Raw genomic sequence first — 14,675 nt, 5'->3', positions numbered from 1 at the left:
GGTGGTTACGAGATGAAATTACCTAACTGATTCTATTCAGTCAGGTTTTTGTTTTCGAGGTAGCGTATCCATTGAATAATCTATTCAAATTGCTACATTAGTTACCTTTAATGCCCTGAAAGCTAGCGTAATAGCTTGGTTTTCTCTCGCCATTACCAGTCTAAAAAGTCAAGACACGGAACGTAGTGGCTATCTTTAGCATTGGGTAATCCCCGATCTTCTCTGTTTGTCATGTAGTTTGTTTTAAAGGTTTAGGTTAGAAGAATGTCAGTCACGCAGGAACGAAGAGCAGAATTGATTCAAGAATATCAGTCCAAAACAGGGGATACCGGATCTGCTGAAGTGCAGATTGCTGTACTTACAGAACGGATTGTCAATTTAACAGAGCATTTACGATCAAATTCAAAAGATCATGCCAGTCGGAGAGGTTTACTGCAGATGGTAAGCCGTCGACGTGGTCTGCTTGATTATTTGCACAAGAAGAATGCAGAAAGCTACAGGGAAATTCTGGATCGGTTAAACATTCGAAAATAGTTTCGGTGTTCGCTGATCTGAGTCGGTTTGTCGGAAAAGAATTAGGAAATTATTGTGAAAGTAGTTGTTGAATGTGAGGTTGGCGGACAGAAACTAAGTCTTACAACTGGTCAGTTAGCGAAGCAGGCCGCAGGCTCTGTTCTGATTCAATATGGTGAAACAGTGGTTTTTGTTGCTTCTGCAACAGGACCAGCAAGACCGGGAATTGATTTTTTCCCATTAACAGTTGATTATCGGGAACGAACTGCCGCTTCTGGCAAGTTCCCTGGTGGGTTTTTAAAACGCGAAGGGCGTCCCACAACCAAAGAAATTTTGACGGCTCGTTTAACAGACCGTCCCATTCGTCCGCTCTTCCCCAAAGGGTTTAACGACGAACTGCAGATCATGTCAAATGTCATGTCATGCGATGGCGTGAATGACCCGGACGTACTTTCCATCAATGCAGCCAGTGCTGCTCTCTGTCTCTCTCCTGTTCCCTTCAAGGGACCTATTGGTGCAGTACGAGTCGGTCGCATTGACGGTGAGCTGATTCCCTTTCCGACACGCGAACAGATTGCGGAAAGTGATCTGGACCTGATTGTCGCCGGAACAGTTGAGTCTGTATTGATGATCGAAGGATTTGGCGATCAAATTCCTGAGGACGAAATGGCAGCCGCCATTATGTTCGCTCATAAAGAACTGGGCAAGATCTGCAAACTGCAATTGGAATTGCGTGACAAAGCAGGTGTTGAACCATTTGAATATGAAGCGCCTCCGGAAAATCCCTTCATCGCCAAGTTGGACGATGCGATCTATCAGCGACTGAACTCTGCTATGCAAAGCACAGTCAAAGCGGAACGACGTGAAGGTGCCAAAGCGATTCGCGATGAGTTGATTGAAAAGTTCTTCCCGGAAGAAGCCGAAACAACCGAAGACGGTGCAACTCGTGCCCAGTTCGGCGAAGCATTTCATGATCTCGAAGAGCGAGCCGTGCGTGAGCTGGCTATGTCAGGTCGTCGTCTGGATGGACGTACTCCTGATATGCTGCGTGATGTTTCCTGTGAGACAGGACCTTTACCACGCGTTCACGGTTCTGCCTTGTTTACCCGCGGTGAAACTCAGTCATTGGCAACCGTCACATTGGGAACATCTCGTGACAAGCAGCGTGTCGATGGTCTGTTCGAAGAAGAATTGCAACGATTCATGTTGCACTACTACTTCCCTCCTTATTCGGTCGGTGAGTGCCGACCAATTCGTGGACCAGGACGACGTGAAATTGGTCACGGTTGTCTGGCAGAGCGTTCTGTCGCACCAGTGTTGCCCAGCGAAGAAGATTTCCCTTATACCATCCGTGTGATTTCCGACATTATGGAATCCAACGGAAGTAGTTCGATGGCATCAGTCTGTTCGGCTACTCTGGCGTTGATGGATGCAGGCGTTCCTTTGCGTCAGCCTGTCGCTGGGATTTCCATTGGTCTGGTAACATCCGGTGATGAGTTCAAAGTTTTGACTGACATCATTGGTGATGAAGATCATTTCTGTGATATGGACTTCAAAGTTGCCGGAACCCAAAAAGGAATCACGGGAATTCAGCTGGACCTGAAGAATGAAGGGATCAGCGAAGAAATTATTCGTGCAACCCTGGATCAGGCCAAGACAGCCCGACTGGACCTGTTACGAACCATGTTGACTGCCATTCGTCGTCCTCGTGCTGAGATTTCGGCTTATGCACCGCGTCTGCATCAAACCAAGATCAATCCTGAAAAGATCGGCCTGCTGATTGGACCTGGCGGAAAAACCATCCGTGCGATTCAGGAAGAAACCGGTGCGACCATCGATATTCAGGATGATGGTACTGTGACGGTCTCCGGCGGAAATGTTTCTGTCGTTGAAAAAGCCATGGCACACATCGAAGCACTGACCGAAGAAATTCGTGTAGGTCGCATCTATGATGGCGTGGTCAGTTCGATCAAAGAATTTGGTGCATTCATCGAGATTGCTCCTGGTAAAGATGGCCTGTGCCATATCAGCGAACTGTCTGACGGATTCGTCAAATCGGTCGGTGATATCTGTAAAATGGGTGACCGTTTGCAGGTGAAGGTGATTGCCGTTGATGATCAGAACCGTGTCAAACTTTCCCGTAAAGCTGTTCTGGCGGAACAGGCGGCAGAAAGTAACGGAGATGGTGAAGCAGCAGAAGCTGAAGAAGAGTAAAAGACGTTTGTCTTTGATCTGATAAAACTAAAAAACGATGAAGGAGCTCGACGTGAGATGACTTCATCGTTTTATTTTTTATGTATGAGAGATCGGTAATACATATTTCAATCGAAGTGTGAGACGTTTGCAGTTCAATTGAACATACGGTTGGGAAGATTCAATGTCGAGAACATCTGCAATGAATGAGAGCCCGTTAAGCGTTGGTGAACGCGAAAAATTTGAAGCGCAGTATTCGGAAATCGCGACCCTCGCTGGCGGCCTGGCTCACGAAATCAAGAATCCGCTTTCAACCATGAGTATGAATCTGGAGTTACTCACCGAAGATTTGGATTCCCTCGATGTCCCTGCAAAACACCGGATGTTGAAAAAAGTCGAAAGTGTGCAGCGGGAATGTAAACATCTGCAGGATATCCTGGATGCGTTTTTGCAATTTGCACGGGTCGGCAAGCTGTCTTTGAGTGAAGCCAACCTGAATAATCTGGTCAGTGATTTTATTGACTTTTTCCGACCACAGGCACGTGATGCGAATATTGAGATTAGCCCACATTTTGATGCTGATTTACCGCCGATTAAAGTGGATAAGGCGCTGTTTCGTCAGGTGCTGATGAATCTGGCTCTGAACGTGATTCAGGCCATGCCCGATGGTGGGCTGATTGAATTACAGACCTATCACAAAAACGGAATGGTTTATCTCGACCTGATTGATAATGGTAAAGGCATTGATGAAAAAGTGAAGTCACGGATGTTTGATGCCTTCTTTTCCACCAAATCCGGGGGGAGCGGTTTAGGCCTGCCAACGGTCAAAAAAATCATTGATGCGCATCATGGGACGATTGAATGTGAAAGTGAACCGGGGCGGGGAACTCGCTTTACCATCTCGTTTCCGGTATGCTGAAGACGCATTCTTGAAAGCAAATGTATGTTTTTCGTACTAGAGTCAGATGTGACTTTTACGGGTTATGATTTACCCGTTTCAGAGTAAATTATCTTGTGAAACAGGCGCTCCCAACGGGGGGGGTGACCATTCAATTTGAATCAGTAAAGGCTGAGATTCTGCTCGATGAGCTCCAAAGACACTAAGGATACAGATCTTGAATCGATTGTGATTCGAGTTCTGATTATTGATGATGATGAAGCCCATGCGCAGGCTGTAGCAGAGAGCCTGGAACGTGTAGGGTGCGAATGTAAGATCGCGACTTCCGGAGAACAGGGGGCCAAACTGATCGAACGCGAGACGGCTGATATTGTCATCACCGATTTGCGAATGGATGGAGTGGATGGTTTATCGATTTTGCGAACTGCCAAGGAAGAGCTTCCCGATGCCGAAGTGATCGTGCTGACCGGGCATGGGTCGATTAATTCCGCTGTGACGGCGATGCAACTGGGCGCGTATACTTATTTAACCAAACCTCTGGATATTAGTGAATTGCGGAATGCCGTTGAGAAGGCCTCAACACGCGTGAGACTGATGCGACGGAATGCAGAACTGCATCGTCGGCTTGATGAAAAATTTGGCTTTGAAGGGGTGATAGGCAATACCCCCCAAATGCATCAAATCGTTGAGAAACTGAAGAATGTCGCGACGACAAATAGTACCGTTTTGATTGAAGGTGAAAGTGGGACCGGAAAAGAACTAGTCGCGCGTGCGATTCATCAAAACAGCGAACGCAAAAGCAAACCGTTTGTGCCACTGAATATCTCGGCTTTACCCGACAGTATTCTGGAAAGTGAACTCTTTGGCCATGAACAGGGGGCCTTTACGGGAGCGGTCGGCAAACGGATTGGTAAATTTGAGCATGCGAATGGAGGCACACTTTTTCTAGATGAAGTCGGTGAGATGCCGATGCAGACTCAGATTAAGTTATTGCGCGTGCTGGAAGATCGCAAAATTGCCCGGCTCGGTACCAATGAGGAAATCAGTCTGAATGTACGGCTGGTAGCAGCGACCAATGCTGATCTCTTGGAAATGGTCAAACAGGGAACGTTTCGCCAGGACCTCTATTATCGCTTATCGGTTGTAAAAATTGAATTGCCGCCACTACGCGAGCGCCGGGGTGACATCCCATTATTGACCGATCATTTTCTGAAAGAACTTTCTTCACAGTACGATAAACCTTACGAAGGAGTTTCTCGTGCCGCCCGCCGTGCACTAATGGCTTATGACTGGCCGGGTAATATTCGTCAGTTACGAAACGCGGCAGAACGCATGCTGGTCCTTGATACTGATGGTATTCTGGATCTGGATGACTTGCCTGAAGAAATTGTCCCAGTCGGAGGCCCAGACGGTGACAGCAGTTATACATCGGATCGCTCGGGGGCTGACTTTCTAATCGGCCGTCCGTTCGCGGAAGTGGAACGATATTATATCGAGCGAGCCCTTGATCTGGCAGATGGCAAACGCGAAGAAGCTGCAAAGATGTTGGGCATCGGCGAGCGAACCCTCTACCGCAAGCTCAAAGAATATCAAAAGCAAAAAGAGGAACAGAGCAAGTAATTCGTCAGGCTATATCTAGGCGGAACTCTGCTTCTGCTTCTGATTTTCTTCTGTGGCGAGTCTGACAGTGCTGCCACTCAGGTCATGCTAAATGACGGTGTGTTTACTCAATTGTCGAATATCAGCAGAGAGCGTATGCGCTGGCAGGTCAAGCTTACTTCTATCTGAATGAAAATAGGCGCTGGGTTTATAAGTTGCTTTATAGTAGGGGATAACGTCAAGAGGGTGGCAGTGTGTCTGCTGGAAATACTGCATTGAGACTGGGGAATTCAGGAGGTAATTCAAACAAACCAGATAAAAATCTTGACATAAAATGACGATCCGTCAAAATAGTGGTGTTATGAAAACCAGTGATCGCAAACAACGGGAAATTAAGGAACGCGAAGCCAAGATCTTGGAATGCGCGCGGCCTATGTTTATTGAAGGGGGCTATAACGGCCTGAATATGGATCGTTTGACGAGTATGCTCGAATATTCCAAAGGGACGATCTATAACCACTTTTCCTGCAAAGAGGAAATCATCATTACGCTGGCGATTCAGACTCTGGAAAAACGGCTGGCGATGTTTGAAAAGGCGGCTTTGTTTCAGGGAACATCACGCGAGCGAATAGCTGCGATCGGGACGGCAGCCGAGTTGTTTGTGAAGACCTATCCCGACCATTTTTGTGTCGAACAGACCATTCGCCTCGATTCGATTTGGGATAAAACATCCGAAGCACGCCGTAAATTAATGTCGAATTACGAACATCGTTGTATCGGTATTGTGGGGGGAATTGTGCGTGATGGAATCGCCAGAGGGGACGTCCATCTAGGCCAGAATGCAACGCCCGAAGAAATTGTATTTGGACTGTGGTCGCTTTCGGTGGGGGGGTATTCGATTATTACCACCAGCAATTCGCTGGGGGAGTTAGGGATGTCTGATCCCTTTAATATGGTACGCCGAAATTACCATCGTTTTTTGGATGGAATTCAGTGGCAGCCGCTTAGTACTGAAGTTGATTATGATGCCGTTTTTGATCGCGTGAGTCAGGAGGTCTTTGGGAATGAGCTGCCCCAGATCCCAGTTTAAACGGTGTTTTTTTGACAGTAAAATGACGTTTCGTCAAATTGTGTGGTCCTTATGAAACGCTTTCAAGTTCTGCTATTCACATTTGTTCTGATCGGTGTGCCGGTGGCATTCTGGGAGTATTCTCGATTCGCCTTCTCTACAGAAGTAGCGGGTACCAATGCAAAACAGGTGGGAGTTCCCGTTGAAGTGGGAGTTCCCGTTGAAGTTGTCAAACTGAAGCCCGTTGACTCGTTTGATCGTCAGCGAAGTTATACCGGTCGGGTGGTTGCTGCCCGGACCAGTGAACTGGCGTTTGAGCGAAGCGGAAAACTGCTCAATGTGACTGTAGATGAAGGGGATTCGGTTCGGGAAACGATGGTCCTGGCCAACCTGGATACGCGACATTTGGAAGTCGTACGATTACAGCTGCAGGCAGAACGGGATGTCGCTCAGGCCAAACTCGATGAATTCAAAGCAGGCCCACGGCCCCAGACGATTGCTGTTGCAGAAGCCGAAGTCAGACAGCTTTCAGCCAAACTCAAGAATTTGAAGGCCGATCATGCTCGCAACGAAGAGTTGCTTAAGCGAAACGCGATTTCAAAATCGGTGTTTGAAGCGTCTCAGTATGATGTGGAGCAACAACAGGCGCAGTTAGATGCAGCGCAGAGTCGCTTGTCGGAACTGCAGGAAGGGACGCGGAAAGAGCAGATTGCTGCACAAAAGGCAGTCGTTGCGACCCTGGATGCGTCGTTGGCGGATAATCAGGTCGATCTAGACGATGCTGTCTTGAAGGCACCTTTCAGCGGGCGGATTTCGAAACGCTATGCGGATGAAGGGACTGTGATTTCTCCCAATACACCTTTATTCCGACTGGTAGAAGATCAGAAACTGGAAGCGCACATTGGTGTTCCTGTTGAGATGGCTCAAAGCCTGGAACCGGGAAAACAGCAACAGGTACAACTGAATGGAAAAACGTATGAGGCAAAGCTGAAAGCGATTTTGCCCGAACTCGATCCCGTGACACGGACCCAGGAGGTGGTACTGGCGTTGAACACTGATGCTTCTAAGACTCTCGTTCCCGGCCAAGTGATTCGCATTGCGATTTCGGAACCGGTGCAAATGCAGGGGTTCTGGCTGCCTTTGAGTGCTTTGGCGCGGGGGGAACGGGGGCTTTGGTCTGCGTATGCTGTGATTAAGGGAAAACAAGAAAACGAAAAGATCCTCGAGAAACGGCAGATCGAAGTATTACACACGGAAGGAGATCGTGTTCTGGTACGAGGAACACTCCAGGCGGGAGATCAAATCGTCGCGGATGGGATTCATAAACTGGCGAATCGACAGCCAGTCGTCGTTAAGTCGGTCCGTTAAAAGTCATTTTATTGAAAAATTGCAGCGCTGTATCAATCAAGACAGAGGAAAACCTTTCAGGAATCAATGGGGAATTCAATCATGCTGGAAGGATTATTCTATCGAAATCGCCGATTGTTGATTTTGATGATGGCGTTGATCACGGTGGCCGGCCTTTCCAGTTATTACGTGCTGCCTCGAATGGAAGACCCGGTACTGACCCAGCGGGTCGCGCGGGTGAATACGCGTTTTCCGGGGGCTGATGCGACGCGTGTAGAATCTCTGGTCTCTGAAAAAATCGAAGAGGAACTCAGAGAAATCGATGAGATCAAAGAGCTGCGCTCCATTTCTCGTACCGGCATGTCTTCGATGACGATTGAACTGCGGGATGACGTATATGAAGTCGATGAGGTCTGGTCGCGGATTCGGGATAAAATTGACGATGCGCGTGTCGAGTTTCCAAGCGGCGCAAAGGAGCCGGATTTTGAAGAACTGAATGTCAAAGCTTATGCCCTGATTGTCGCTTTGGTCTGGGACAATCCGAATGACGTCAATTATGCTGTATTAAGGCGAACGACAAAACAACTGGAAGATCGCTTACGTGCGATTTCCGGAACAGAAGACATTGATACGTTCGGAGATCCTGATGAAGAGATCATTGCGGAAATTCAGCCGGATCAAATTGCAGCGCTCGGATTGACTGTCCAGCAAATCGCAGATCAGGTGGAATCGTCTGATGCGAAGCTGACAGCAGGATTATTGCGCGGGCGGAAAAGTGATCTGTTGATCGACGTCGATTCGGAATTGGATTCTCTGTCGAGAATCGCCAACACGCCGGTTCAGTTTGGTGCCGAAGGTCATTCCGTGCAGTTGGGAGACATCGCGACGATCAGAAAAGGCGTTGCTTTGCCTCTGAACAGTCTGGTGATTGCAGATGGAAAGCCGGCTGTGACTCTGGGCATATTCGTGCGGGATAATGTGCGGATTGATCACTGGAGCAGGTCAGCGAAAGCAGCCATCAATGAATTTGAACAAAGGTTAGCTGATGACGTGATGGTACAGACTTTGTTCGACCAGAATCGTTATGTGGAAGCACGGCTGGATGGCCTCGTGTGGAATCTGTTGTTTGGCGGTCTGGCCGTTATCGCGGTAATTGTATTCATGATGGGTTGGCGGAATGCGCTGGTGATTGGGACGGCATTGCCTTTGTCGGCCTTTATGGTTTTGACAGGACTGCGTTTTCTGGATATCCCCATTCATCAGATGTCGGTCACAGGACTGATTATTGCGTTGGGACTTTTGATCGACAATGCGATTGTCGTTGTCGATGAAGTACGATCAAAATTACATTCCAGGATGGCCCCCGACGATGCGGTTATTTCTACCGTTCGGCATCTGGCTGTGCCTCTGCTGGGGTCGACGCTGACAACGGTGTTGGCTTTTGCTCCGATTGCGCTGATGCCGGGTCCCGCGGGAGAATTTGTCGGTTCGATTGCCGTCAGTGTGATTCTGGCCATTTGCAGTTCATTCTTCCTGGCGATGACGGTGATTCCTGCGATTGCAGCACTGTTTGCAGATCCGGAAGAAGATCCGCTCAACGCACACTGGTGGCAAGTCGGTTTCAGCCATGCGGAGATGCGCAACGCGTATCGGAAGTCGCTGGACATCCTGTTTTCACGTCCGTTGTTGGGAGTGGCGGTAGGGTGCGTATTGCCTGTGTGTGGGTTTCTGGTCGCAGGATCACTGCCCGAACAGTTCTTTCCACCAGCGGATCGGGATCAAGTGAATATCGAGTTGGAATTAAACGCACATGCCTCTCTGGCAGAGACTCAGGAGACGATTGAAACGATTCGCCGCGTGGTTTTGGAGCATCCGCAGGTGAAGGGAATCGAATGGTTTCTGGGAGAGAGTGCGCCGCAGTTTTATTACAACATAATTGCCAAGCGTGAGAATTCTTCCAATTATGCGCAGGCACTGGTGCAACTCAATTCCGCATCAGGCGGTCAGGAGCTGATTCATGAGTTGCAGCGGGAACTGGATCGGAAGGTGCCGCATTCGCGCGTATTGGTCAGGCAGTTAGAACAGGGGCCTCCCTTTGATGCGCCTATTGAAGTCCGGTTGTTCGGGCCGGATCTGCATCAGTTGAGTCAGAGTGGTGATGAGCTGCGGACGATTTTGAGCAAGACGCCGGATGTGTTGCATCATAAAGCAGAATTGGCCGACCCGTTACCCAAGCTGACGTTGAAAATCGATGAAGAGCAGGCACGCTTGGCGGGGCTCGACCATGCCGAAATTTCTCGTCAATTGGATGCCGCACTGGAAGGGGCACTGGGAGGAAGTATTCTGGAAGAGACTGAGGAACTGCCGGTTCGGATTCGCGTGCCCCATGATCGACGGGGATCCATTAATGACATTGCTTCGCTGCAATTGATTTCCAGAAAAAAAACGGCTGATGGACAGGCTCAGTTCGTTCCGCTCACAGCAATTGCAGACGTGCAGATGTCATCTGAAGTCGCGGCAATTTCGCACTTCAATGGTGAGCGTATGAATGAAGTCCAGGCTTATATTAAAGCGGGAGTCCTGCCGGCGAAGGTGCTGGCTGACTTTCGGGCGAATATGAAACAGGCAGGTTTTGAATTGCCCCCCGGTTATCGACTGGAGTGGGGAGGCGAAGCTTCCAAGCGGGATGACGCCGTGGGAAACTTGATGGCGAATGTCGGCGTGTTGATGGTATTGATGGTGGCGACGCTGGTGCTGTCGTTTTCCTCATTTCGTGTGGCGGCACTGGTCGGGACGGTGGGGCTACTGTCGATAGGCCTGGGTCTGGGCATGCTGTGGCTATTCGGGTTTCCGTTTGGTTTTATGGCGATCGTCGGTTCGATGGGACTGGCGGGTGTTGCGATTAATGATGCGATTGTAGTGCTGGCGGAATTACGGGCAAACCCTGAATCGCGAAAAGGGAATCGGATTGTAGTGCGCGATGTCGTACTGCGGTCGACCCGGCATGTGGTGGCGACTTCACTGACGACGGTGGCCGGCTTTGTGCCGTTAGTCATTGCGGGGGGCGGTTTCTGGCCTCCTTTGGCGATCACGATTGCCGGCGGTGTAGGGGGCGCAACGTTATTAGCTCTTTACTATATCCCATCGGCTTATATTCTGGTGATGTGCCGAAATTGCCCGTTACGGGCGACTGCCGGTGAAGCAGTGAGCGAGGAACGCAGTTCCACACTGCTTTCAAAACTCAAAGAACGCCTGCCTGTGTTGCGGTAAGGGGCAGTATCGATTCAATCTGAAGAACGAATCGAATTTCCGCGCTCTCAAAGAAAGTGCCTCTGAAATTTCGGCTGAAACGTTCAGAGGCACATCTCAATTTGATCTCATTGTAGACTGATCTATTTCTTCAAGCTCACGCGGACGAGTTCTTTGTCGTTGCGGGCGAAGAGAGATTGATTGGCAAAAGCGGGATGGCTCCAGACGACAGGGCGGCCGAAGGCTTCGTTGGTCGGTTCGAGGACGTGGAAGCGGCTGATCTCTTTGTAGCCGTCGGGAGACAGATCGGCGAGAACCAGATCTCCTTTTTCCGTGAACAGGAAGTACTTGTCATTGTGCTTGACGATGAACGCGGTCGCATGGCGATCGCGGCGGCCCGCTTTTGTCACTTTTTTGGTTGCCCAGAGACGTTTGCCGTCTTTCAGGTTGACGGCGATAAAATCACCTGATTGAATGTCGCTGCCGTAGATGGTATCGCCCTCAATAAAGGGGGTACTGTTACAGCAGAACAACGCCTCTCGGGTTTTGCCTTTCCAGACAATTTCGGCGGCAGGCTTGGGATTGCTTTTGAGTTCAATCCAAGCGGCTTCATCACCAATACCGGAAACGTAGAGGAAATTGCCATGTTGGCGGGGGACGGTGACAGACATATTGTATTGCGGTTTGAGTGGAATCGACCAGAAGACTTTGCCTGTTTCCGGGTTCAGTGAATTCAATGATGTGGGATGCCAGATCAAAAGTTGTTTTGTGCCATTGTGTGTGATCATAGTGGGGGGGCAGTAACCGATTTCTGCATTATCGAGGGCTCTCCAGAGTTCTTCGCCGGTGTCTTTATTCAAAGCGACCGCGAGCGAATCTTTGCCGCCCACAAGACAGTACAGAGTGTCGCCATCAACCAGCGGGCTGGCAGAGTGTCCCCAGAAGGGGGTTTTTGCCTGATAGTCAGTTTTAAAATCTTTGCTCCAGATGACTTTGCCATCGTTTGCGTCCAGGCAGACCAGGTTTCCTTCCGCTCCCAGTGCGTAGACTTTGCCGTCTGCAACGGTGGGCGTACAACGGGGGCCTGCTGCGTAGGAGATGTTATAGGGACAATCGTATTTGTAATCCCAGATCACTTTTCCTGTGTCAGCGGAGAGACACTGGATTCTTTCGTCCCCATCAATTTTAGAGGGGCCACCAGGGTTGTTTTCGACCTTGCCTGATTTTTTGACGTAGTCCATCACGTAGACTTTATCATCAACGACAGCCGGGCCGCTGTATCCCAGTCCTACCGGAACCCGCCATTCAACTTTGAGTCCTTCTTTGGGGAACGATTCTACAATGCCCGATGCATTCCAGGTACTGGTACGATCTGGGCCCAGCCATTGGGGCCAATCCTCGGCTTTCGCGAACATAGATCCGAAAAACAGCAGTGTGAAGGCAGAGAGGATTCGAACGGGCATTAGCAGTATTCCTTTGTTTGGTGGCACTACGCGATGTTTCAATTCAAAAGTGATTTACTTTATGTACTATTTACTGTAAACAGCGAAGCCGGATTGATCAATGTTCCGATTATATCTTAAGCAAAAAGACGGTTTGTTAAGATTTTAAAAAGAGTCTGCAATTCCAGTAGGAATGAGCTGGCTGTTGGGCTGGACATTTAAGAATCGGAGTCATTGCTGATAGACATCGTCATTCAGCGGGAAACGAAAGCACGCTGCTTAAAATGATGCCCTCAACCAATTTTGATTTCTGGAAATCAGACCGTGTATTCCTCTCTATTGTGCGAGAGCATCCTGATGCTCAAACCGCAACGATTCAAGCTCCAAGTTAGAGTTGTTCCCCTCCTTATAAAGTGATTTCTCCAGCTTTAGATTCCTGTTCCAGCACCTTTCCGTTAATTATCTTGATCCGAATGAAGATATTCCCTAAAACCGCCTGAGTAATTGTAGATATCATCAATGGAGAGTGAATTATGTCTGATCCTGAACATGTGAAAATTGTCAGGCAGGGAACGGAAGCGTTGACAAAGTGGCAGGCTGAAAATCCGGAAACAGCACTCGATTTGAGTGGGGCTAATTTAGGTGGCGTGGAATTGAGTGGGGCCAATCTACATGAAGCCAATTTATCCGAAGCAAATCTGTTTCATACAAATCTGAAGAAAGCCAATTTAAGTAAGTCTAATCTGAGCAAAGCGAACCTGTTTCATGCTGATTTAAGTGAAGCAAATTTACGATATGCGAATCTGAGTGAAGCGAATTTACATGATGCGAATTTGGGCCAGGCAAATTTGTTAAGTGCTGACTTAAGCAGAGCTCAGATGTTTAATGCCGAATTTATAGACGCCAATTTACTCAATGTCAATTTAAGCCAGGCCAATATGAAGATGGCGATTTTCAAGATGGCGATCTTACGGGAAGCCAATCTGTGTGAAGCCAATCTGAGTAAGGCTGATTTGAGCTGGTGTGATTTGAGCGGTTCGAACCTGACAAAAGCAGATTTGAATTCAGCAAATTTGAGCGATGCGGATTTGAGTTGGTGCAATCTGACTGCGGCAAAACTCAATGAAACCAATTTCACAGGAGCAACATTAAATGCAGCCGATCTCTCACTGGCTCTATTGCAAGGAACTATTCTGGAATCGGTTGAACTGACGAACGTAATTGTGGACGCCAGAACCTATTTCAGCGGGTGTAAATTTAATAAAAAATCTGATGCAACAGGTACGGCGTTACGTACTGCCCGGTTCAATCCGATTACCGATTTGAGTTATCTCGAATGGAATATGCGCCGTCAAATGTGGGAACAGAAATACCAGGAAATGCCTGCTGTAAAGCGGTGGGCGATTCAGGCTTTCTGGTGGACTTCGGATTATGGGAATTCAACGCAACGCATTCTAGGCTGTATTGTCGGGTTTGCTTTCCTGTTTGCGATGATTTACAGCAGTTCCATCTTGCTGGATGACTATATTATTTCTTCCGAATTTCCGTTTGTGGAACTTCCCGATAAGCTGGTTGGCGCCAGCATCTTTATGCGCATGTATTCTTGCCTGTATTTTTCCTGCGTCACCATGACCACATTGGGGTTTGGCGATATTCATGCGAATCCGCTGAGTGTGACCGGCCAGGCACTGGTGATGCTGGAAGTCCTGATCGGCTATATTCTGCTGGGCTCTTTGATTACCAGATTAAGTGTCAGCTTTACTTCAGTGGAATGAAGCAGCCACTTTGAAACCGGTACAGAATATTCAAGATGTAGTGCTCTCCTGAATGATTTGTTCTTCCGCTTTGTCTGTCAGATCATGCAAAATAGATTCTCGAATTGCTTGAACGCGGGATTCTCGATCTTTTGAGTGCAGTGCACTGAGTACTGCATCGAGTAATTCTGCGTTGTTAAATGGTTTTGTTAAATACGCGTCTACACCTGCATGGTTGATGGCACGCATTGCAATCGAGACTGAAATATCACCTGTTAAAACAATTCGTTTCGTATTGGGTGAATTTTCTGAGATCCAGGCCAGTAATTCTGTGCCGGACATTCCTACCATATTTTCGTCGGTTACGACGACATCTATACTGTGTTTTTTCAGCAATTCAACGGCTTCTTCTGCCGAGGTGCTGGTCCAGACGATGATGCCTTTTTTTTCCAAAGGTCGCATTAATCGTCGAACACATTTCAGCAGGATTGGTTCGTCATCGACTAAAAGAATGGATTGACTCATAAACTCCTCCAGATTGAAAAATGTTAAACTAAGTGTTACTGATGAGGATTAAATCATCACTATTTTACATGAAGTCATACTGCAGT

10 protein-coding genes are annotated in these 14,675 nt (G+C 48.4%); 8 read left to right on the top strand and 2 right to left on the bottom strand.

Annotation, left to right across the window (positions count from 1 at the left end; genetic code table 11):
* Positions 1 to 264: 264 nt before the first annotated feature.
* From rpsO to Pan241w_RS15590, 7 genes are all read left to right on the top strand, one after another.
* Positions 265 to 534, top strand: coding sequence for a 30S ribosomal protein S15 (rpsO, locus tag Pan241w_RS15620; RefSeq protein ID WP_145217610.1), 270 nt, complete (start codon positions 265 to 267; stop codon positions 532 to 534).
* Positions 535 to 588: 54 nt separating this feature from the next.
* A complete protein-coding gene (gene pnp / locus Pan241w_RS15615) occupies positions 589 to 2,727 on the top strand; it encodes a polyribonucleotide nucleotidyltransferase (RefSeq protein ID WP_145217607.1) in 2,139 nt (712 codons plus the stop codon).
* Positions 2,728 to 2,890: 163 nt separating this feature from the next.
* Entirely contained in the window at positions 2,891 to 3,625 is a 735-nt protein-coding gene (locus Pan241w_RS15610) for a sensor histidine kinase (RefSeq protein WP_145217604.1), read from the top strand.
* A gap of 165 nt (positions 3,626 to 3,790) precedes the next feature.
* Positions 3,791 to 5,224, top strand: a complete 1,434-nt coding sequence (locus Pan241w_RS15605) for a sigma-54-dependent transcriptional regulator (protein WP_145217601.1) — start codon at positions 3,791 to 3,793, stop codon at positions 5,222 to 5,224.
* Positions 5,225 to 5,537: 313 nt separating this feature from the next.
* Positions 5,538 to 6,293 carry a TetR/AcrR family transcriptional regulator gene (locus Pan241w_RS15600; RefSeq protein ID WP_145217599.1) on the top strand — a complete coding sequence of 252 codons (756 nt, stop codon included), beginning with the start codon at positions 5,538 to 5,540 and terminating at the stop codon, positions 6,291 to 6,293.
* A gap of 51 nt (positions 6,294 to 6,344) precedes the next feature.
* Positions 6,345 to 7,640 (top strand): efflux RND transporter periplasmic adaptor subunit, encoded by a 1,296-nt coding sequence (locus Pan241w_RS15595; protein ID WP_145217596.1) that lies wholly within the window; start codon positions 6,345 to 6,347, stop codon positions 7,638 to 7,640.
* Positions 7,641 to 7,721: 81 nt separating this feature from the next.
* Entirely contained in the window at positions 7,722 to 10,889 is a 3,168-nt protein-coding gene (locus Pan241w_RS15590; protein WP_145217593.1) for an efflux RND transporter permease subunit, read from the top strand.
* Between the two features lie 122 nt (positions 10,890 to 11,011).
* Here the strand turns inward: Pan241w_RS15590 and Pan241w_RS15585 are convergent, their stop codons facing one another.
* Entirely contained in the window at positions 11,012 to 12,331 is a 1,320-nt protein-coding gene (locus Pan241w_RS15585; RefSeq protein WP_145217591.1) for a PQQ-binding-like beta-propeller repeat protein, read from the bottom strand.
* 512 nt (positions 12,332 to 12,843) lie between these two features.
* On the opposite strand from Pan241w_RS15585, the gene Pan241w_RS15580 reads away from it, so the two are divergent.
* Positions 12,844 to 14,085 carry a pentapeptide repeat-containing protein gene (locus tag Pan241w_RS15580; protein ID WP_145217588.1) on the top strand — a complete coding sequence of 414 codons (1,242 nt, stop codon included), beginning with the start codon at positions 12,844 to 12,846 and terminating at the stop codon, positions 14,083 to 14,085.
* 30 nt (positions 14,086 to 14,115) lie between these two features.
* On the opposite strand, the gene Pan241w_RS15575 is transcribed toward Pan241w_RS15580, so the two are convergent.
* Complete coding sequence (locus Pan241w_RS15575) at positions 14,116 to 14,589, bottom strand: response regulator (RefSeq protein ID WP_145217585.1); 474 nt, start codon at positions 14,587 to 14,589, stop codon at positions 14,116 to 14,118.
* Positions 14,590 to 14,675 lie beyond the last annotated feature (86 nt).

Origin of the sequence: Gimesia alba, assembly GCF_007744675.1 — a bacterium.
GTDB lineage: Bacteria > Planctomycetota > Planctomycetia > Planctomycetales > Planctomycetaceae > Gimesia > Gimesia alba.
Note: the sequence above shows the minus strand (reverse complement) of the source record. Positions and strands in the feature narration are given on the sequence as shown.

Bases quoted from the DNA above. Each gene is read 5' to 3' on its own strand.
- Pan241w_RS15600 (WP_145217599.1), top strand. From the start codon at position 5,538: ATGACGATCCGTCAAAATAGTGGTGTTATGAAAACCAGTGATCGCAAA.
- Pan241w_RS15610 (WP_145217604.1), top strand. From the start codon at position 2,891: ATGTCGAGAACATCTGCAATGAATGAGAGCCCGTTAAGCGTTGGTGAA.
- Pan241w_RS15595 (WP_145217596.1), top strand. From the start codon at position 6,345: ATGAAACGCTTTCAAGTTCTGCTATTCACATTTGTTCTGATCGGTGTG.
- Pan241w_RS15605 (WP_145217601.1), top strand. From the start codon at position 3,791: ATGAGCTCCAAAGACACTAAGGATACAGATCTTGAATCGATTGTGATT.
- Pan241w_RS15575 (WP_145217585.1), bottom strand. From the start codon at position 14,589: ATGAGTCAATCCATTCTTTTAGTCGATGACGAACCAATCCTGCTGAAA.
- Pan241w_RS15585 (WP_145217591.1), bottom strand. From the start codon at position 12,331: ATGCCCGTTCGAATCCTCTCTGCCTTCACACTGCTGTTTTTCGGATCT.
- Pan241w_RS15590 (WP_145217593.1), top strand. From the start codon at position 7,722: ATGCTGGAAGGATTATTCTATCGAAATCGCCGATTGTTGATTTTGATG.
- rpsO (WP_145217610.1), top strand. From the start codon at position 265: ATGTCAGTCACGCAGGAACGAAGAGCAGAATTGATTCAAGAATATCAG.
- Pan241w_RS15580 (WP_145217588.1), top strand. From the start codon at position 12,844: ATGTCTGATCCTGAACATGTGAAAATTGTCAGGCAGGGAACGGAAGCG.